This is a genomic window from Sporosarcina sp. AD_1 (assembly GCF_057373025.1).
On the sequence record NZ_JBPVIR010000004.1, the window covers coordinates 246,521 to 265,956 of the forward strand.

17 protein-coding genes are annotated in these 19,436 nt (G+C 48.5%); 1 reads left to right on the plus strand and 16 read right to left on the minus strand.

Annotation, left to right across the window (positions count from 1 at the left end):
* Positions 1-104: 104 nt before the first annotated feature.
* Together ACSW3C_RS09705 and ACSW3C_RS09710 are read right to left on the minus strand one after the other, a co-directional pair.
* Positions 105-962 carry a class II fructose-bisphosphate aldolase gene (locus ACSW3C_RS09705; RefSeq protein WP_486562334.1) on the minus strand — a complete coding sequence of 286 codons (858 nt, stop codon included), beginning with the start codon at positions 960-962 and terminating at the stop codon, positions 105-107.
* Between the two features lie 170 nt (positions 963-1,132).
* The gene (locus ACSW3C_RS09710; protein WP_486562335.1) at positions 1,133-1,495 is read right to left on the minus strand and encodes a response regulator; all 363 of its coding nucleotides are present in this window, start codon (positions 1,493-1,495) and stop codon (positions 1,133-1,135) included.
* Positions 1,496-1,646: 151 nt separating this feature from the next.
* On the opposite strand from ACSW3C_RS09710, the gene ACSW3C_RS09715 reads away from it, so the two are divergent.
* Complete coding sequence (locus ACSW3C_RS09715; RefSeq protein WP_486562336.1) at positions 1,647-2,222, plus strand: DUF2529 family protein; 576 nt, start codon at positions 1,647-1,649, stop codon at positions 2,220-2,222.
* Between the two features lie 873 nt (positions 2,223-3,095).
* On the opposite strand, the gene ACSW3C_RS09720 is transcribed toward ACSW3C_RS09715, so the two are convergent.
* The 14 genes from ACSW3C_RS09720 to ACSW3C_RS09785 form a co-directional block, all read right to left on the minus strand.
* Positions 3,096-3,236, minus strand: a complete 141-nt coding sequence (locus ACSW3C_RS09720) for a hypothetical protein (protein ID WP_486562337.1) — start codon at positions 3,234-3,236, stop codon at positions 3,096-3,098.
* Positions 3,237-3,333: 97 nt separating this feature from the next.
* Positions 3,334-4,932 carry a CTP synthase gene (gene pyrG / locus ACSW3C_RS09725; protein WP_486562338.1) on the minus strand — a complete coding sequence of 533 codons (1,599 nt, stop codon included), beginning with the start codon at positions 4,930-4,932 and terminating at the stop codon, positions 3,334-3,336.
* Between the two features lie 175 nt (positions 4,933-5,107).
* Complete coding sequence (gene rpoE, locus ACSW3C_RS09730; protein WP_486562339.1) at positions 5,108-5,695, minus strand: DNA-directed RNA polymerase subunit delta; 588 nt, start codon at positions 5,693-5,695, stop codon at positions 5,108-5,110.
* Between the two features lie 66 nt (positions 5,696-5,761).
* Positions 5,762-5,926, minus strand: coding sequence for a hypothetical protein (locus tag ACSW3C_RS09735; protein ID WP_486562340.1), 165 nt, complete (start codon positions 5,924-5,926; stop codon positions 5,762-5,764).
* Positions 5,927-6,203: 277 nt separating this feature from the next.
* The gene (icmF, locus tag ACSW3C_RS09740) at positions 6,204-9,461 is read right to left on the minus strand and encodes a fused isobutyryl-CoA mutase/GTPase IcmF (RefSeq protein ID WP_486562341.1); all 3,258 of its coding nucleotides are present in this window, start codon (positions 9,459-9,461) and stop codon (positions 6,204-6,206) included.
* Positions 9,462-9,486: 25 nt separating this feature from the next.
* Entirely contained in the window at positions 9,487-10,113 is a 627-nt protein-coding gene (locus tag ACSW3C_RS09745) for a TetR/AcrR family transcriptional regulator (RefSeq protein WP_486562342.1), read from the minus strand.
* Positions 10,114-10,125: 12 nt separating this feature from the next.
* Complete coding sequence (locus ACSW3C_RS09750) at positions 10,126-11,265, minus strand: acyl-CoA dehydrogenase (protein WP_486562343.1); 1,140 nt, start codon at positions 11,263-11,265, stop codon at positions 10,126-10,128.
* Between the two features lie 29 nt (positions 11,266-11,294).
* Positions 11,295-12,434, minus strand: a complete 1,140-nt coding sequence (locus ACSW3C_RS09755; protein WP_486562344.1) for an acyl-CoA dehydrogenase — start codon at positions 12,432-12,434, stop codon at positions 11,295-11,297.
* A gap of 73 nt (positions 12,435-12,507) precedes the next feature.
* Positions 12,508-13,359, minus strand: a complete 852-nt coding sequence (locus ACSW3C_RS09760; RefSeq protein ID WP_486562345.1) for a 3-hydroxybutyryl-CoA dehydrogenase — start codon at positions 13,357-13,359, stop codon at positions 12,508-12,510.
* 341 nt (positions 13,360-13,700) lie between these two features.
* On the minus strand, positions 13,701-14,897 hold the full coding sequence (locus ACSW3C_RS09765) for an acetyl-CoA C-acetyltransferase (RefSeq protein ID WP_486562346.1): 1,197 nt from the start codon (positions 14,895-14,897) through the stop codon (positions 13,701-13,703).
* 187 nt (positions 14,898-15,084) lie between these two features.
* A complete protein-coding gene (locus ACSW3C_RS09770) occupies positions 15,085-17,235 on the minus strand; it encodes a heterodisulfide reductase-related iron-sulfur binding cluster (RefSeq protein ID WP_486562347.1) in 2,151 nt (716 codons plus the stop codon).
* A gap of 615 nt (positions 17,236-17,850) precedes the next feature.
* Positions 17,851-18,129 (minus strand): hypothetical protein, encoded by a 279-nt coding sequence (locus ACSW3C_RS09775; RefSeq protein ID WP_486562348.1) that lies wholly within the window; start codon positions 18,127-18,129, stop codon positions 17,851-17,853.
* A 35-nt stretch (positions 18,130-18,164) separates the two neighbouring features.
* Complete coding sequence (locus ACSW3C_RS09780) at positions 18,165-18,848, minus strand: hypothetical protein (RefSeq protein ID WP_486562349.1); 684 nt, start codon at positions 18,846-18,848, stop codon at positions 18,165-18,167.
* Positions 18,849-18,949: 101 nt separating this feature from the next.
* Positions 18,950-19,435 (minus strand): ECF transporter S component, encoded by a 486-nt coding sequence (locus tag ACSW3C_RS09785; RefSeq protein WP_486562350.1) that lies wholly within the window; start codon positions 19,433-19,435, stop codon positions 18,950-18,952.
* Position 19,436: the final 1 nt, after the last annotated feature.

Genomic DNA, 19,436 nt, shown 5'->3' on the forward strand with positions numbered 1-19,436 from the left:
CATAATCCTCCTTGTTGAATTCTCTTGATTGTTCTGAAAATGAATCCCGATGGTAAAGAAGGAGAATGCACCCCATGATGCTTCTCCTCCTATTTTAGATTCGCTTATGCTTTTTGCGAGCTACCGAATTCACGCATTTTGCCGATAACGGTCTTTTTGATGGCATCCCGCATTGGCGCCAAATATTTACGCGGATCATATACTTCCTGATCCGAGTTCAACACTTCGCGGACCACTTTCGTACCCTCGATCTGATTTTCCGTGTTGACATTAATCTTTGCTGTTCCAAGCGAAATGGCGCGCTGGATATCTTTTGTCGGGATGCCTGTACCGCCGTGCAAAACAAGTGGCAAATCGGATTGTCCTGAAATTTCTTCCATCTCTTTGAAGCCGAGATTCGGTTCGCCTTTATACGGTCCATGTACTGAACCAAGTGCCGGAGCCAGGCAGTCGATGCCTGTCTCGTCCACAAGCTGCTTGCATTCTGCAGGGTCTGCGTAGATGACGCCGTCTGCTACCACATCATCTTCCTGGCCGCCCACGACGCCCAATTCTGCTTCGACGGACACGCCTTTCGCATGTGCGTATTCCACAACTTGCTTCGTAATTGCTATATTTTCTTCCAAAGGTTTCGAGGAAGCATCGATCATGACGGAAGTGAATCCTGCATCGATCGCCTCTTTGCATTTTTCAAAGCTGGAACCATGGTCAAGATGGATAGCGACTGGAACCGTGATGTTATAATCATGCATCAAGCCTTTCACCATGTTGACGACAGTTGTGAAGCCTCCCATGTAACGACCGGCCCCTTCTGAAACTCCCAGGATGACAGGAGATTTTTCTTCTTCCGCAGCTTGAAGAATCGCCTGTGCATATTCAAGGTTGTTCAAATTGAACTGACCGATTGCGTACCCTTCTTTTTTTCCTTTGATCATCATTTCCTTCATTGAAACGAGTGCCATGGAATTTCCTCCTTTGGATAAATGAACTTTGTTATAAAGTGTATCATTCACGTTATTTACCTCATTAATCATAACAAAAACAGACAGTATTTACTACTGTCCGTGTTTGCATTGGTTTCATGTCTATTTGTCCTTTTCAATAAAAAGACTGAACGCCCATTTGAGGCCGATCAATCCTGCTCAAATATTCCGAGAACGGCATCGCGTACTTCGTAAATATTAAAGGGCTTTGTAAAATACTTTACTGCCCCCATATCGATGGCATTTTCCGTCAGTTCAATTTCCCCATAGGCTGTCATCATAATCACCGGAACGTCCGGCCATCCCTTTTTGATCCGCTTCAACACTTCAATTCCGTCCATGCCAGGCATTTTCATGTCCAACAATACACAATCCGGTTTTTTCTCTTCTACGGATTGAAGTGCCTCTGGCCCGTTTGCTGCAAGCCGCGTATCAAACCCCTCCCGCTTAAAGACCTCTTCGAGTAATAGTCTGATTCCGGTTTGGTCATCGACGATTAACAAACTTCTCACATGAAGCACCCCTTTTTATACTATTACTCCCCCATAGTACTTATTTGACATGATATGAGTAAATCCTTCTTTCTCTTGCAAATTATCTTGGCTTTGAGACAATCTGGTGTGAGAACCATCTCTATCCACTCATCATAACACTTACAGCGGGATGTATTACTATGGTTCTTGGAGCGGACATCTTATAATAAAACGCGAGGTGGTATTTGTGAAAATATTAACGACCCAAATCGGCGGTTTATTGCAGCGCATCGGAACAGCTAGCGAGGAATCCATTGAAGAGACTGCACGTCTTCTCGCTCAAGCTTCCATCGGAGAAGGACGTGTCATTTTCGCCGCTTTTGACGAAATGGAAGCGGTCTTGCTTTCTGCCCAATTTGGAGCAGAACCGTTCCAGGGGGCAGTCCGCTACGAGGAGAATATGGAAATCCGTTCAGCCGACCGAGTTTGGATCCTGACGAGATCCGCACAAGATGAACGCGCTTTGGCATTGGCCCGGCAACTGGCAGACCAGTTCATTCCTTTTGCGGTGACGGCAGGCGAAAAAGCAGATGAGCAAAACGAGCTTTCCGATTTGGCATACACGTATATTTCAACTGGTGTAACAAAGGGCCTGTTGCCCGGCCCGACTGGCGAACGGATTGTCCAGCCGCATGCTTTGGCTGCGTTGTTCATTTATGAAGCCGTGAAAATGGCCTATGACGAAATGGTATCAGACGAGGATTAAAGATAGCAGAAGACTCCACATCGTGATGTAGCGGTGTGGGGTTTTATTTTGTAATGAAAGACTTGCCGCAGACGGAAATTCCCCTGCAATCTCCGCTGTTTTATATGATTCACGGGTTCTGAAACATAGGAGAAACGAATTGTGGTCGACGCAGTATTTATCTGCTAAAAAACAAAGGCCATTTACATTAGGACACCTTAGTAGTTTCATTTGTATAAAGACAAGCCCTTATAGTAATCTGCATCAATCGAAGGCGTTTGCCGTGTAAAAGCAAAAGCACTCACATAGTTGATTATAGTGAATGGCGACCAGTACAGCACGAGCTGAAGCCCCAAAGGAGCGAAGCTACGAGGAGGCTGAAGCCGGTCCCGCGAAAGCGTCCGCCTGTAACAGAAATCAACGGGTACGAGGCTCCATCACTTATTTAATATGCAAGCCCTAGCAAGAAAAGCAATATAACTGGATGAACGCCATTAACTCAGTTCGAACGCCAATATAACGGGATGAACGACAATAACTCAGTTCGAACGCCAATTTAACGAGATGAACGCCATTAACTCCGTTTGAACGCCAATATAACAGGATGAACGACAATAACTCAGTTTGAACGCCAATATAATGGGATGAACGCCATTAACTCAGTTCGAACGCCAATATAATGGCATGAACGCCATTAACTCAGTTTGAACGCCAATATAACGGGATGAACGCCATTAACTCCGTTTGAACGCCAATATAATGGGATGAACGCCATTAACTCAGTTTGAACGCCAATTTAACGAGATGAACGCCATTAACTCCGTTTGAACGCCAATTTAACGAGATGAACGCCATTAACTTTGTTTGAACGCCAATATAACGAGATGAACGCCATTAACTCCGTTTGAACGCCAATTTAACGGGATGAACGCCATTAACTCCGTTTGAACGCCAATTTAACGGGATGAACGCCATTAACTCAATTTGAACGCCAATATAACGGGATGAACGCCAATAACTCGGCGGCTTTTCCAAAATAAAAACCACCCTCTTGCAGCTATCTTCAACTGCAGAGGGTGGTTTTCATCGTTCAAACTATCAACCTGTTTGCCGCGTGCGGCCAGGATTCATTTTATTTATTATGTTGAAGCGCAGCGTTGACGAATTCACGAATGAGCGGCTGCGGACGCGTAGGACGTGATGCGTATTCCGGATGGAATTGGCAGCCGATGAAGAATGGGTGGCTTGGCAGTTCCATGATTTCAACGAGCCGCTGATCCGGGCTAATGCCGGCTACGACCATGCCCGCTTTTTCAAACTGCTCTTTATATGCCGTGTTGAATTCGTACCGGTGGCGATGACGCTCTTCCACGAAGTCTTTGCCGTATGCTTCGTATGTTTTTGTGCCTTGTTTGATTTCACATGGATAATTGCCCAGGCGAAGTGCACTTTCGTCTTCTCTGCCGCGGAAATCCGGGTGGATGACGAAAATTGGATCTTTTGTATGCGCGTCAAATTCAACCGAGTGCGCATTGCCAAGTCCCATGACATCGCGTGCATATTCGACTGCAGCCAACTGCATACCAAGGCCGATGCCGAGGAATGGCAAATTATGCTTACGCGCATAAGCAACTGCATGAATCATACCATCTACGCCACGTTCGCCGAAGCCGGCAGGAACGATGAGGCCTTCTACATCTTTTAGCATCTCCGCTACATTGCCTTCTGTCACTTCTTCCGAGTTAATCCATTTAATGTCGATATCGGCATCAAACGCATAGCCCGCGTGACGCAATGCTTCCACGAGGGAGATATAAGCATCTTGCAACTCCACGTATTTTCCTACGAGGGCCACGCGTACTTTGTTTTTCAAGTTTTTCACGAGGCTGACGATTTCTTCGATGCTGCCCATTTCAGGCGCTTTTGTTTCAAGGCCAAGGAACTCGACAACGATGTCATCCATGCGCTGCTCGTGCAAACGGAGCGGCACTTCGTACAATGTTTCTGCGTCACGTGCCTCGATGACTTCTTCCGGTTTGATGTTACAGAAAAGAGCGATCTTATCTTTCATTTCCTGCGGTACCGGGTATTCGCTGCGCACGACGATCATGTTTGGCTGGATGCCCAGGCTGCGAAGTTCTTTAACGCTATGCTGCGTCGGCTTTGTTTTCATTTCGCCTGCTGCCTTCAAATAAGGAATAAGCGTGTTGTGGATATACATAACATCATCTTTGCCAAGGTCTGTTTTCATTTGGCGGATGGCTTCAAGGTATGGAAGGGATTCGAAATCGCCGACGCTGCCCCCGATTTCCGTAATGACAACATCTGCTTTCATTTCCTGGCCTGCACGTTTGATCAATGTTTTGATTTCATTCGTGATATGCGGAATGACTTGGACAGTCGCTCCGTTATATTCACCATTCCGCTCTTTTTGAAGAACGTTCGAGTACACTTTCCCCATTGTGATGTTGGAGTACTTATTCAAATCGATATCGATGAAGCGCTCATAATGGCCGATGTCGAGATCCGTTTCTGCGCCGTCTTGGGTGACGAACACTTCACCATGCTGTAACGGGCTCATCATCGTCGGGTCTATGTTAATGTATGGATCGAACTTTTGCATTGTCACTTGTAATCCGCGGTTTTTGAGAAGCCGTCCGAGAGATGCTGCGTTGATTCCTTTACCTAGCGAAGATACGACACCGCCGGTAATAAATACGTATTTTGTCATGAATAACTCCTCCATTCTTTTTTCGGGGTGTGACCGGATGCATATGAAACAACAAAAAAGCTCCTCGTTGTAGTCTATCTACAAGAGGAGCGCATATACATGAATTCATGTGTCCTTTTTCAAGGAGCCCAATTAAATCTTAATTCTTCAGGAGCTCGAAGTCAAGCAATAATTATTAGAGATCTTCCTCGTCCTCTTCTAACTCTTCCTCTTCTTCTTCCTCATCGAGTTCTTCCTCGTCAATGTCGAGTTCCTCGTCCGGAATGATTTCCAGCTCATCGTCCGCATCAATTAGATCTTCTTCGATTTCGATAATGTCTTCCTCTTCTTCTTCCTCATCAAGGTCTTCATCATCTTCTTCGTCGAGTTCATCATATTCCTCATCGAACAATTCTTCATCCTCGTCTTCTACGAGATCTTCCTCTTCTTCCTCGTCCTCATCGTCATACGCCTTCTTCTTTTTCTTCTTGCGTACTTTAACGACTGGAGCCGTTTCCTCTTCGATTTGATCGACTGGATACCACTCGCGGAGGCCCCAACGATTATCGTGGATAGCAAGGAATCTACCGTCAATGTTCATATCCGTATAAAATTGCAGGAGCTTGTCTTGCATTTGAGTTTCATTCATACCCGTCAATTCGCGGATTTCATCCATCAACTGCTGAAGGGTCAATGGCTCGCGCCGGTCTGTTAAAATGGCAAACGCAATGTCAATCATGGATTCTTCAGCTAGTTCTTCTTTTGTCATTTCTTTAAGATTCAATAGACGCACGTCCTTTCCCTGAACATAAGCATACTTATCATTATATACAAAGCTGTCCCTATTATGCTACCATCTTTTACTCTTCTTGAATCGTCTGAACTCTTTGATGCTCAGGCACGAAAGATACGTGGCTGCAAGCAGGAATGGGATCGCGCCCAGACCGGCACCGTACATGAAATAAATCAGGACAATAATGATCAAAATGATGATTGCGTGATGGTACGTTTTCATGCCGGCCAATCCCCCTTCGCTTGTATCCTTATTATACGGATGATGAACATCCAAAATCCACTAAGAATCCAACAAATTGAAAATGTTTTAGTCTTGACGTCCCATGAATCCAATGATTTGGAATTACGGTTTTTCAGCATTCTATAAAACCGCATTAAAAACGCCCAAGTATTTACATATGTTATGTGTACCCTATTTATTCATCAGTTAGTCACTTGGCATGGAAGAAAGGACGATCCGCTGGTGGATCGTCCTTCAAATGGTTGTCGAGCTTCCCTTACATATTCCGTCTATATTGGCCGCCCACTTCGTATAACGCGTTAGTGATTTGGCCAAGACTTGCCACTTTAACAGTTTCCATCAGTTCAGCAAAAATGTTGCCGCCCGTTGTCGCCACTTCCTGAAGATGACGAAGTGCCTGCGCGGCTTTATCTTCATGCTGCTTTTGGAACGAACGCAAATTGGCAATCTGCGTTTCTTTTTCTTCTTTCGTCGCCCTTGCGATTTCCATGTTATCGATGTCTTCTTCAGACGGCGGATTCGGGTTCAGGTACGTATTGACGCCGATAATCGGCAGCTCGCCCGAATGCTTCTTCATCTCATAATGCATCGATTCCTCTTGGATTTTGCCGCGCTGGTACTGTGTCTCCATAGAACCCAGCACTCCGCCCCGGTCATTCAGCCGGTCAAATTCCTGAAGGACCGCTTCTTCCACGAGGTCTGTCAGCTCTTCGATAATGAAAGCCCCCTGGAGCGGGTTCTCGTTTTTAGACAAGCCATGTTCCTTCGTAATGATCATTTGGATCGCCATTGCCCGGCGCACTGATTCTTCGGTCGGTGTCGTAATCGCTTCATCATATGCATTCGTATGAAGTGAGTTGCAGTTATCTTGCAGCGCCATTAGAGCTTGCAGCGTTGTCCGGATGTCATTGAAATCAATTTCCTGCGCATGCAGACTTCGGCCTGATGTTTGGACGTGGTATTTCAGTTTTTGGCTCCGCTCGTTGGCGCCGTATTTCTCCCGCATAGCTACTGCCCAAATGCGGCGCGCCACCCGGCCGATGACCGTATATTCCGGGTCAAGGCCGTTTGAGAAGAAGAACGATAAGTTCGGCGCGAAATCATCGATTTTCATTCCGCGGCTCAAATAATATTCCACATACGTAAAACCGTTTGCGAGCGTAAACGCAAGCTGGGAAATCGGGTTGGCCCCGGCTTCCGCGATATGATAGCCCGAAATGGAGACAGAGTAGTAGTTCCTCACCTTATGATCAATGAAATACTGCTGGATATCCCCCATCATCCGGAGCGCAAATTCCGTCGAGAAGATACATGTATTCTGTCCTTGGTCCTCTTTCAGAATATCCGCCTGCACGGTACCCCGAACGACTTGGAGCGTTTTCTCCCGGATGTCCGTGAATTCCTCCACAGTCAATGTCCGGCCGAGCTCCTCTTCCAGCTTTCTCACCTGCTGATCAATCGCCGTATTCATGAACATCGCCAAGATGATCGGAGCTGGTCCGTTGATGGTCATGGAAACGGATGTCGATGGCGCACAAAGGTCGAAGCCGGCATACAGCTTCTTCATGTCTTCCAATGTACAAATGCTGACGCCTGACTCCCCGACTTTCCCGTAAATATCCGGCCGTTCGTCAGGATCTTCCCCGTATAACGTTACGGAGTCGAAGGCTGTCGATAAGCGTTTTGCGTCGTCGTCTTTCGACAAGTAATGGAAACGGCGGTTCGTCCGTTCCGGCGTCCCTTCTCCTGCAAATTGACGTTTCGGATCTTCTCCTTCGCGCTTGAACGGAAACACGCCCGCTGTGTATGGGAAGGAACCCGGTACGTTTTCTTTGTACACCCAACGCAGGATTTCGCCATAGTCTTCATATTTCGGAAGTGCGATTTTCGGAATCTTGAGTCCTGCTAAGCTTGTTGTCCTCAGGATGGTGCGGATTTCCTTATCCCGGATTTTCGTGACAAATTCATCGCCTGCATATGCCTGCTTCAACGCTTCCCAGTTTTGAAGAATCCGTTTTGATTCGCCTGTCAGCTCTTCACGCACTCCTTCTGCCAGTGATTCCAGGGAGGCAATGAGCGCATCCTCAGGCGCGGACTCTTTAACCGCCTGAAGTGCACCTTCCAATTGGAAGAGTCGTCTTGCAAGCTCCACCTGCTGGGCTGATTTTTTATGATAGTCCCGGATCGCCCCGGAAATTTCACGCAAGTAATGCGTCCGGTCGTTCGGAATGATGACGTTCTGCTTTTGTGTCTTGACGAATTCCGTGTAGGACGTTTCCCAGTCGAGGGAGCACTTTTCATTCAGCTTCGCTACAAGGGCTGCAAAGAGAGAATTCGTTCCCTTATCGTTGAATTGGCTCGCAATCGTGCCGTATACCGGCATCGTATCCAAGTCCTTATCGAACAGCATATGGCTCCGCTGATACTGTTTTTGCACTTGGCTCAACGCATCTTCGGATCCTTTCCGTTCGAATTTATTAATGACAATCAAATCCGCATAGTCGATCATGTCGATTTTCTCCAGCTGCGTCGGAGCGCCGAACTCGCTCGTCATGACATACATCGACACATCGGAGATTTCCGTAATTTCCGCATCCCCTTGCCCGATCCCACTCGTCTCGACGATAATCAAATCGTAGCCGGCCGTTTTCACGACATCGAGCACATCTTGGATGGCACCGGACAGTTCAGTTCTCGAACCGCGTGTTGCCAAGCTGCGCATGAAGACACGCTTGTTGAAGATGGCGTTCATCCGGATTCGGTCACCGAGAAGTGCGCCTCCCGTCTTCTGCTTCGTCGGATCGACCGATAGGATAGCGACTTTCTTCTCTGGCAGCTCGCGGAGGAAGCGGCGGATCAGTTCGTCGGTCAATGAACTTTTCCCAGCTCCCCCTGTCCCTGTAATTCCAAGAACAGGCGTCTGCTTCGACATGCTTCTTGCCTTTTCGATGAACGCTTTCGCATTCTCGTTTCCTTTGTCATGCATTTCTTCCGCATACGTGATCAAGTTGGCAAGCACTTCAGGCGCCTCCGTGCTGACACGGTCAAGATTCGCCAGTTCATCCGCCTTCTCCGTCAGAAAATCACATTCTTCCATCATCCGGTTGATCATCCCTTGGAGACCTAGCTTGCGGCCGTCTTCCGGAGAGAAAATCCACGCGATGCCGTAATCATGCAATTCTTTAATTTCCTTCGGCAAAATGACACCGCCGCCTCCGCCATAGATGCGGATGTGCGGAGCTCCTTTTTCCTGAAGAAGATCATGCATGTACTTGAAATATTCGACATGCCCGCCTTGATAAGAGGAAATGGCGATGCCTTGAACATCCTCCTGAATTGCCGCATTGACGACTTCCTCGACCGAACGGTTATGGCCGAGATGGATAACTTCCGCCCCCGTCGACTGCAAAATGCGGCGCATGATGTTAATAGAAGCGTCGTGTCCGTCGAACAGGCTGGATGCCGTCACGAAGCGGACATGATGCTTTGGTTTGTAAATATCTACTGTTGCCATGAGTGAACACCCCTTCTGCTTCATTTCACGAACGTGATGTGATCCCTTTGAATAATTGCTCAGTTTGCATTTCAATAAATTCATCTATTGAATAGCGGCTGTGCAAGGTCCATCTGCGGAATGCCCACATTTGCCCTTGAACGACAATGTGGTGGGCAGCCAGGTTGCTTTCCTTGTTAGCCAACCGCAATTCACCTGATTCCACACATGATGCCAGCAAGTTTTCAAATAAGCCGACCATCTCCAGCTCTTTTTTCAGGACATATTGCAGCGCATCCTTCGGCAAGGACTTCGATTCCTGATACATGACGACAAATTCATCCGCCATATCATCGATTAAGCTGAAGTATTCGCCGATCGCAGCCCGCAGTCCCTCCAGCGTCCCTTCCTGCTGCATAACGGAGGAAAGACGGGATTGCACTTCGTGGTAGATGTTGTCACAGACTAAATAAAGGACATCTTCCTTTGTCCGGATATATTCATATAACGTGCCGATGCTGAACCCGGCCGCTTTTGCGATTTCGCGGGTCGTCGCGCGGTGGAACCCCTTCTCCTTGAAAAGCTTCACCGCACCGTCAATAATCTGCTCGCGCCTTTTTTCAATCAATCCTTCATCTTTGACAGATGATTTCACTTCCCGTTTCAATTGCATCACGCACCTCCGTTACTTTGTCAGCATGCGGGAGATGACAAGTCGCTGGATTTCCTGCGTTCCTTCATAAATTTGCGTGATTTTCGCGTCGCGCATGAAGCGTTCCACCGGATAATCCTTCGTATAGCCGTAGCCACCAAACACTTGAACCGCTTCCGTCGTCACTTTCATCGCTGTATCACCAGCCATTAATTTAGCCATTGCAGACGCTTTTCCGTATGGAAGATCGTTCGATTCCAGCCATGCAGCCTGGTACGTAAGCAAGCGGGACGCTTCCGTCGCCGTCGCCATATCAGCGAGCTTGAATCCCACGCCTTGATTTGCCGCAATCGGTTTTCCGAATTGAACACGCTCTTTCGCATAATCGACCGCTGCGTCGAGTGCGCCTTGCGCGATGCCGACTGCTTGAGCCGCAATTCCGTTCCGTCCGCCATCGAGTGTTTTCATGGCGATAATGAAACCTTCTCCTTCTTCGCCAAGCAAATTCTCCTTCGGCACCCGGCAATTATCAAACATGATCTCAGTTGTAGGCGAGGAACGAATTCCAAGCTTTTTCTCCTTCTTGCCAACTGAGAAGCCAGCGAAATCTTTCTCAACGATGAAAGCGCTCGTTCCTTTATGCTTTGATTCCGGATCCGTTACAGCAAAGACGATATAAATATCCGCGATGCCGCCGTTAGTAATGAAGATCTTCGAGCCATTCAATACATAATGATCGCCATCCAGCTTCGCCGTTGTGCGCATGCCGCCCGCATCAGACCCGGAGCCCGGCTCTGTCAAACCGTATGCACCGATTTTTGTTCCTTCCGCCATCGGACGAAGGTACTTCTGTTTTTGTTCCTCCGTGCCGAATTTGTATACCGGCCACCCAGCAAGTGAAGTATGGGCGGAAAGTGTAACGCCCGTGGAAGCACAGACGCGGGAAAGCTCTTCGACCGCGATGACATACGCAAGATAATCGCTTCCGATACCGCCGTACTCTTCCGGCCAAGGAATACCCGTTAAGCCGAGCTCCGCCATTTTCTTGAAGATATCCATATCGAACCGCTCTTCTTCATCACGTTCCGCCGCTGTTGGCGCAACGTCTTTCATTGCAAAATCACGAACCATTTTCCGGATCATTTCATGTTCTTCTGATAATTTAAAGTCCATCTCATTTTCCTCCTATTGAGCTGTCTATGTTAATAGTTGATTAGATTTTTTGTAATAACGAGGCGCTGAATTTCGCTCGTGCCTTCATAGATCTGTGTCACTTTCGCATCACGGAAATACCGTTCAACCGGGTAGTCTTCCGTGTAGCCGTAGCCGCCGAAAACCTGTACCGCCTCGATCGCATTGTCCATCGCTGCTTGCGAAGCGAATAATTTCGCCATGGAAGCTTCCTTGCCGCATGATTTCCCTTCCGCTCTCAGCTGAGCGGCCCGATAGACAAGTAGCCTTGCTGCCTCGGCTGCCGTCGCCATATCAGCGAGTTTGAAGCCGACACCTTGATTGGCGGCAATCGGCTTGCCGAACTGAACGCGTTCCTTCGCGTATCCGGACGCCGCTTCCAAAGCCGCTTCCGCTATGCCAAGGGACTGGGCGGCAATGCCGATCCGTCCGACGTCCAGATTTGCCATGGCAATTTTGAACCCTTCGCCTTCTTCGCCAAGCCGGTTTGTAGCCGGCACTTTCATGTCTTCGAAGGTCAGTTGGACGGTCCGGGAACCGTGCAAGCCCATCTTCTCCTCGTCCTTGCCAATCACGAGACCCGGCGTACCTTTATCGACAATAAAGGCGGTAATGCCCTTTGTTCCAAGTTTCGGCTCGGTGGAAGCGAATACGATATACACATCCGCCTCCCCGCCGTTCGTAATAAATACTTTGGAGCCGTTTACTATGTAGTGATCATCCTGCCGCACGGCCCGTGTCTTTAATGACCCTGCGTCAGAGCCTGATTGTGGCTCTGTCAGGCAGAACGCCCCCAAGTATTCACCGGATGCCATCTTCGGAACATACGTCTCCTTCTGTTTCTCAGTACCGAAATAAAGAATCGGATTCGTCCCGACAGACGTATGAACGGAGAGAATGACGCCGACAACGGCACTCACTTTCGACAGCTCATGGATGGCGATGATATAGGAAACGAAGTCCATTTCCGAACCGCCATATTTTTCAGGCACCGTAATGCCCATCAAACCGAGCTCTCCCATTTTCTTCAGGATCTCCCGTGGAAATTCCCCCGCCTCCATATTCGGAATGAACGGTTCGATTTCTGATTTAGCAAAATCCCTCACCATGGTCCGCATCATCTGCTGTTCTTCGGTGAATCGTAAATCCATTTGATTGATCTCCTTTGCCGTTTACTTGAGGTCTCATAGTGACCTGGTTTTTCAGATCCTGACGTGGTGTTCATCAGGTATATTCATAAAAGCCGCGACCCGATTTCTTGCCGAGCCAGCCAGCATTCACATATTTCCGAAGTAGCGGACACGGACGGTATTTGGAGTCGCCGAATCCTTCGTACAACGTTTCCATAATGTATAGGCATGTGTCGAGGCCAATAAAATCAGCGAGCTGAAGCGGACCCATCGGATGGTTCATGCCCAGCTTCATCACTTCATCAATCGCTTCCTTGGACGCAACGCCTTCATATAGCGTAAAAATCGCTTCATTGATCATCGGCATCAAAACACGATTTGCAACAAATCCCGGGAAGTCATTCACTTCAACCGGTGTCTTGGACAGTTTGCGTGTCATCTCTTCCACCGCATCGTACACCGCATCTTCTGTTGCCAATCCACGAATGATCTCCACGAGTTTCATGACCGGCACCGGGTTCATATAATGCATGCCAATCACCTTGCCCGGACGATTCGTCACCGCTGCGATTTCTGTAATCGGCAAGGACGACGTGTTTGTCGCAAGAATGGCATGCGCAGGAGCGATGCCATCCAGCTGCTTGAAAATGGATTTCTTAATATCCATATTCTCCACCGCAGCTTCGATGACAAGATCCACATCCGAAGCATCCTGCAAATCGAGCGACTTCGTAATACGAGCCAGCACCTCGCCCTTTTCTTCCTCTGTCAGGCGACCTTTTTCCACATTGCGGGATAGGTTCTTTTCAATAACGGCAAACCCTTTAGCATACGATTCTTCTTTAATGTCGTTTAACTTCACATCGTAACCGGCCTGTGCACATACTTGAGCGATGCCGCCCCCCATTTGTCCTGCACCGATTACCATCACTTTTTTAATTTCCATGTCCATTTCCTCCGTTCCCCTTACTTGAATTGCATATCTATTTTAATTGCGCTATATTCGAGAAGTTTTGAGATGAAATCTGTGTTGTTCTTGGATCCTTCTGCACGCTGAATGCCCACGTGTAACCGGCGGCATGGCGCGCATAAATGGGATGTAACCGAGCATAAAGCCGTGTAGCCGCGCATAAGTTCGCGGAACGCGCGCATAACGCGAGCTCATCCGCGCATAACCCATGGCCAGACGCGCAAAAACGGCTCTATACCGAGCATAAATCCGCTTATGGCATGATTCGATTGCATTACTGCAGTCTTAGAAGACTCAAACGAGCTTCAGCAAACCATTCATTGCCCCTTAGCCACTTCAATCATGATGGCGTCGCCTTGCCCGCCACCCGAACAGATCGATGCGATGCCGATTCCGCCGCCGCGGCGTTTCAATTCATACGCAAGTGTCAAAATGATCCGCGTGCCGCTTGCACCGATCGGGTGGCCAAGTGCTACCGCTCCTCCGTTGACATTCACCTTTTCCGAATCAAGTCCTGCAATTTGTGAACTGGCAAGCGCCACAGCTGCAAATGCTTCGTTTATTTCAAACAAGTCAATGTCTTCCAGCGTTTTTCCTGTCTTTTTCAATAACTCGTTAATAACTAAACCAGGCGTCTGCGGGAAGTTTTGTGGTTCAACTGCCACTTCTGCATGCCCTATAATAGTGGCAAGCGGAGTCTTTCCTTCTTTCAGCGCACGCTCCTCATTCATTAACACGAGCGCGCATGCCCCATCATTGACTCCCGGAGCGTTCCCTGCCGTGATGGTGCCGTCTTTTCCGAAAGCCGGACGTAATTTCGCCAATGATTCAAGCGAAGTATCGCGACGCGGCGCTTCGTCAAGCGCTACCAAAACCGGATCGCCTTTTCGTTGAGGGATTTCGACTGGAATGATTTCTTCCGCGAAGAAGCCTTCATCAATAGCATTCAAAGCACGCTCATGGCTGCGCAGCGACCATTCGTCCTGCTGCGCGCGACTAATGGAAAACTCTTCTGCTGTGCTGTTGCCATACGTCCCCATATGGACACGTTCCGGTGAAAATGAACAAGACAAACCATCATAGATCATGCCGTCAACAAGGGACGCGTCCCCCATCTTCAATCCGAACCGGACGCCAGGAGCATAATACGGTGCATTCGACATTGACTCCATGCCGCCCGCCACGATCACTTCCTCCTCACCGAGCCGAATGAGCTGATCGGCGAGTGTGACGCTTCGCATGCCCGAAGCACACACTTTATTGATTGTCTCTGTTTTGACGTTCCACGGAATGCCTGCTTTGGCCGCGGCTTGCCTCGATGGAATTTGGCCTTGGCCTGCCTGCAATACAGTACCGATAATCACCTCATCGACTTCATCCGGCTGAACGCCTGCGCGATCCAATGCCCCTTTGATCGCGATGCCCCCCAAATCACTTGCCGTTTTTTTGGAAAGAGCGCCTCCCAACTTCGCAAATGGTGTGCGTGCCCCTTCGAGAATAACTGTCTTCGCCATTCCAACCCCTCCTGTTTTGATAGCGTTTACATTTTTAATTACCACCGACGACTGAACGCTCGCTCGGTACTCATTTAGAAAAAGAGGGAGTGTTGCGCACCCCCTCTTCGGTTTTGGAAACTACCAGTCTTCTTGGTATTTCATATTTTCTTAATTATATCGCTGTTCAGTTCTATCTGCAATCATCTTATTGCAAGACCGGTTCTTCCTCTTCCTCGGTTACCGGCTGCCAGCCTTCACCAAAAACGGAACGCTCCAGCAACTCTGCAATATCGTATGTGCCGACTTTATCTTCTACTTCGACCGCTTTCGTTCCATCGGAAAGCATCGTCAAGCAGAACGGACAACCCGATGAAATAATTCCCGGACTCACTTCAAGCGCCTGTTCCGTACGAGCAACATTGACACGGTGCCCTGCGTCTTCTTCCATCCACATGAGACCGCCGCCTGCTCCGCAGCACATTGCGTCATTGCGGTTCCGCTTCATTTCGACGAGATTGACGCCCGGAATGGCTTTCAAGATTTCACGCGGTGGATCATACACGTCATTGTAACGGCCGAGGTAACAGGAATCATGGAACGTAATTGTTTCATTAATCGCATGCTTCGGTTCCAGCTTGCCGGCTTTCACAAGCTGATCGAGAAGCTCCGTATGGTGGATCACTTCCGCTTTGAATCCGAAATCCGGATATTCATTTTTGAAAATATTGTAAGCGTGAGGATCGATTGTCACGATTTTCGTAACGCCGTTTTTCTCGAATTCTTCAATGTTCGCTGTCGCAAGTTCCTGGAATAAAAACTCGTTCCCCAGGCGCCGCGGCGTGTCTCCAGAGTTCTTTTCTTTATTGCCAAGAATTGCGAACTTCACGCCTGCTTCATTCATCAGATGCGCAAACGCAAGCGCGATTTTCTGTGAACGGTTGTCGAACGCACCCATGGCACCGACCCAGAACAAATACTCGAATTCCTCACCCGATTTTTTCAATTCCTTAACCGTCGGAATATGAAGGTCCGGACGGGCATCCCGCCAATTCTCCTTCTCCTTCCGGTTCAAGCCCCACGGATTTCCTTGGCGTTCGATATTCGTCATCGCCCGCTGAGCATCCGCATCCATCTTCCCTTCCGTCATAACAAGATAACGGCGCAAGTCGATGATTTTATCCACGTGCTCATTCATAACAGGGCATTGATCTTCACAGTTCCGGCAAGTCGTACAAGCCCAAATTTCCTCTTCGGTAATGACATCTCCGATTAGTGACGGGCTGTAAATATCGTCAATCGTCGCGCCTTCCATGCCTGCCGCAAGTGCGATTTGATTCCCCTTTGTCTGTTTGAAGGCGAAAGTCGGCACCCATGGCTGCTTCTTTGTTACAAGCGCGCCGGTATTCGTCAAATTATCGCGAAGCTTTGTAATCAAATCCATCGGCGACAGCATTTTACCCGTCCCTGTTGCCGGACACATATTCGTACAGCGGCCGCATTCCACGCACGCGTAGAAGTCGATCATTTGCTTCTGCGTAAAATCGGTGATTTTGCCAACCCCAAGAGCAGGCATATCGTCTTCGTCTTCCGCTTCCTCCAACGCTTCAAAATCGATAGGCGCCAATTTCCCGCGACGGTCGAAGCGCATCATATACGTATTAACCGGTCCAGCAATCAAATGCGCGTGCTTCGATTGCGGCACATAAACGAGGAACGTCAGCAATGTTAGCAAGTGAACCCACCAGGCAACGAAGAAAATAGCCGCCGCTGCTGTTGGCGATAGAAATGCGAAAGCGCTTGCAATTGCGGACGCCATAGGCTCCGTCCAAGTTGTTTCATGCCCCTGCCAAATCATGTTCATGCCATTCGCAACCAATGTAGACAACATGAGCGTTCCGATAAAAATAAGAACAAGCCCCGACTTCCATCCGCGTTTCAAACGGACAAGCTTTTCAACATAACGGCGATGGAAAGCCCATACAACCGCCACTAAAATCATGAAAACTACGATTTCCTGGAAGAAAGTGAACGCACCATAAATCGGGCCAAACGGCAAATGCGACCCCGGTTTCAGCCCTTTCCAAATGAGATCAATCGCCCCAAACTGCACAAGCAGGAACCCGTAGAAAAACATGACGTGGATCGAACCACTTTTCTTATCCTTCAATAACTTCTTCTGGCCAAACACATTGACCCAAACTTCCCGCAAACGCTCCGAAACCCGGCTATCAAACTCCTCTTTCCGGCCAAGCTTAATATACTCAACACGCGTGCGAATCAAATATGTGAACAACGCCAAAGCATACGCCGTAACCGCAAGGAACAAAACCAAGTTGGCAATCAATAACGGTTTCATCCATGTTCTCCCCTTTCCCAATCATATGAACGTTACGAATAGTGTAGTAGAAAATTATACAGATGTCGATATTCTGATTCTAGTTTAGAATATGAATGAGCATTCAGTCAACGTTTATTTTCAATCATTCAGGAAAGTTGGAGTTTTTTGATGTGTAGGGAATTTGATTTTTGTGAGGGGCGGTTAATGGGGATTTGCAGAGATTAGGTTAGGGATTTAAATGACTGGTGGATTGATTTGGTGCGTAAAGTTAGTTGGTTGATTGCCTAGCGATTGTAATAGGAATGGGAAATAGACTTGGGGCTTGCGTCAAACTTTTAGGGAAATACCATATTAACCTGGGAGCACGCCAAATTACTGAGGTAAACGCCAATTAAAGTAGGAACGCCACTAACTCCAGCTGAACGCCATTATTTCAAAATGAACGCCAGATAACCCGCCCGAACGCCAGTAAAACAAAACGAACGCGAGATAACCCGCCTGAACGCCAGAAAATCAAAACGAACGCCAGATAACCCACCTGAACGCCAGTAAATCAAAATGAACGCCAGATAACCCGGCCGAACGCCAGTAAATCAAAACGAACGCCAGATAACCCACCTGAACGCCAGTAAATCAAATCGAACGCCAGATAAACCGCCTGAACGCCAGAAAATCAAAATGAACGCCAGATAACCCGGCCGAACGCCAGTAAAACAAAACGAACGCCAGATAAACCGCCTGAACGCCAGTAAAACAAAACGAACGCCAGATAAACCGCCTGAACGCCAGTAAATCAAAACGAACGCCAGATAAACCGCCTGAACGCCAGTAAATCAAAACGAACGCCAGATAAACAAAGCAAAAGCCAGATAATCCAACAAACTCCCACGGCCAAAAACAAAAAACCTGCAAATCCCTTTCCCTAAAGGATCTACAGGTTCATCTACTCAACGCACCACAACCAGCTCATGCAAGTTTTCTCCAAAATGTGATTTCGCTTCGTCCACGCCACCTACAGGGACAGCGACGAGTACGCAGGTGGACGGTCCCGCGGAGGCTGCCGGATCGAGAGTGGATTGGATTGTGACATCAGCATTCTCGAATAAATCCCGCACTTCTTTCAGCAAACCGCCTGAACCGACGGGCCATAGTCGCTTGATCAGCCCGAATTGAAGTGCTTCTCGAATGGACCGAAGCGAGGCGACGTGCTGTTCCTGTTCAAGTACGGCGTTTCCGACGAGCGGAACGCCATAAGTGAACCAGACGACTTCCCCTTCTTCCATGGGCCTTTTCTGTTTGCCGATCATCGTAACCGCAACTGCCGATTGCAGAAGAGTCATGTTTGTCTCCGTGCTTCCAGTAATTGACGGTGGTGCTATGCCGGCTTCTTCAAATATATCCCGAACGCCGGCTTCGTAGGCTTGCCAGCTTTCCGGACCGCTGAAGTTATGGATGAGCACGGCGATCGGATCAGCTCCTGCTGCCCATTGCTCGAGCAGTGCTACCCGCGCGGCAAAGCGTGCGGTGGTCCGATCGGGAACGCTGACGACATCCGCCGCCTTCATTCCTATACCTCCGGAATTGTCGGTCGTAAGAATCAAACCGCCTTCCAATTGGACTGCATTTCTCATTCGTTCCAACCACCTTCCACCGCCATTACTTTCCCATAAAACCAAACGCATTCCAGTCCGTTTTCTTTGACTCATCCTGCCTTACAAATTCACTGCAACCCTTATTGAATCAAACCTGTCCTCCGGCTCATCGCCTTCTCTACCGCCGGCATGACGATACCTGCAACTGCGGCATTTAATACAGTGGCGAGGAAAATTGCCGGAACGGCACCGACGAAAAATGCCGGAGACACGAGGAAATAGAATGGCAAAGGGGCCAGCAGCCCGTTTGCTACAATGAAAAATAACCATTTCCATACATGTCGGCCGCTTTTATGAAGTCTCGCAAACACATACAAAATGACAAACATTTCGATGGCGATTAGCAGATGAAACGGCCCAAGCGGAAATCCAGAATACATGGCAGACGACAAATGGCCAATCGAAGATGCGAGTCCGGTAAAAACCGGTGGTAAAAATGCCGCCGCCAATAATGCCGGCACCGTGTCCAGTGCGAGCGAGCCGATGCCGGAAGGGATTTTGATAAATCCTCCGATGGCGCATAATGCTGCAAAAATCGCGGTTAACGTCAGTCTCTTCAGTTGCATG

Coding starts and splice junctions, on each gene's coding strand:
- ACSW3C_RS09735 (WP_486562340.1), bottom strand. CDS start 5,926: ATGAAAACGTACCATCACGCAATCATCATTTTGATCATTATTGTCCTG.
- ACSW3C_RS09780 (WP_486562349.1), bottom strand. CDS start 18,848: ATGAGAAATGCAGTCCAATTGGAAGGCGGTTTGATTCTTACGACCGAC.
- pyrG (WP_486562338.1), bottom strand. CDS start 4,932: ATGACAAAATACGTATTTATTACCGGCGGTGTCGTATCTTCGCTAGGT.
- icmF (WP_486562341.1), bottom strand. CDS start 9,461: ATGGCAACAGTAGATATTTACAAACCAAAGCATCATGTCCGCTTCGTG.
- ACSW3C_RS09765 (WP_486562346.1), bottom strand. CDS start 14,897: ATGGCGAAGACAGTTATTCTCGAAGGGGCACGCACACCATTTGCGAAG.
- ACSW3C_RS09715 (WP_486562336.1), top strand. CDS start 1,647: ATGTATTACTATGGTTCTTGGAGCGGACATCTTATAATAAAACGCGAG.
- ACSW3C_RS09760 (WP_486562345.1), bottom strand. CDS start 13,359: ATGGAAATTAAAAAAGTGATGGTAATCGGTGCAGGACAAATGGGGGGC.
- ACSW3C_RS09750 (WP_486562343.1), bottom strand. CDS start 11,265: ATGGACTTTAAATTATCAGAAGAACATGAAATGATCCGGAAAATGGTT.
- ACSW3C_RS09705 (WP_486562334.1), bottom strand. CDS start 962: ATGGCACTCGTTTCAATGAAGGAAATGATGATCAAAGGAAAAAAAGAA.
- ACSW3C_RS09755 (WP_486562344.1), bottom strand. CDS start 12,434: ATGGATTTACGATTCACCGAAGAACAGCAGATGATGCGGACCATGGTG.
- ACSW3C_RS09770 (WP_486562347.1), bottom strand. CDS start 17,235: ATGAAACCGTTATTGATTGCCAACTTGGTTTTGTTCCTTGCGGTTACG.
- ACSW3C_RS09785 (WP_486562350.1), bottom strand. CDS start 19,435: ATGCAACTGAAGAGACTGACGTTAACCGCGATTTTTGCAGCATTATGC.
- ACSW3C_RS09745 (WP_486562342.1), bottom strand. CDS start 10,113: ATGCAATTGAAACGGGAAGTGAAATCATCTGTCAAAGATGAAGGATTG.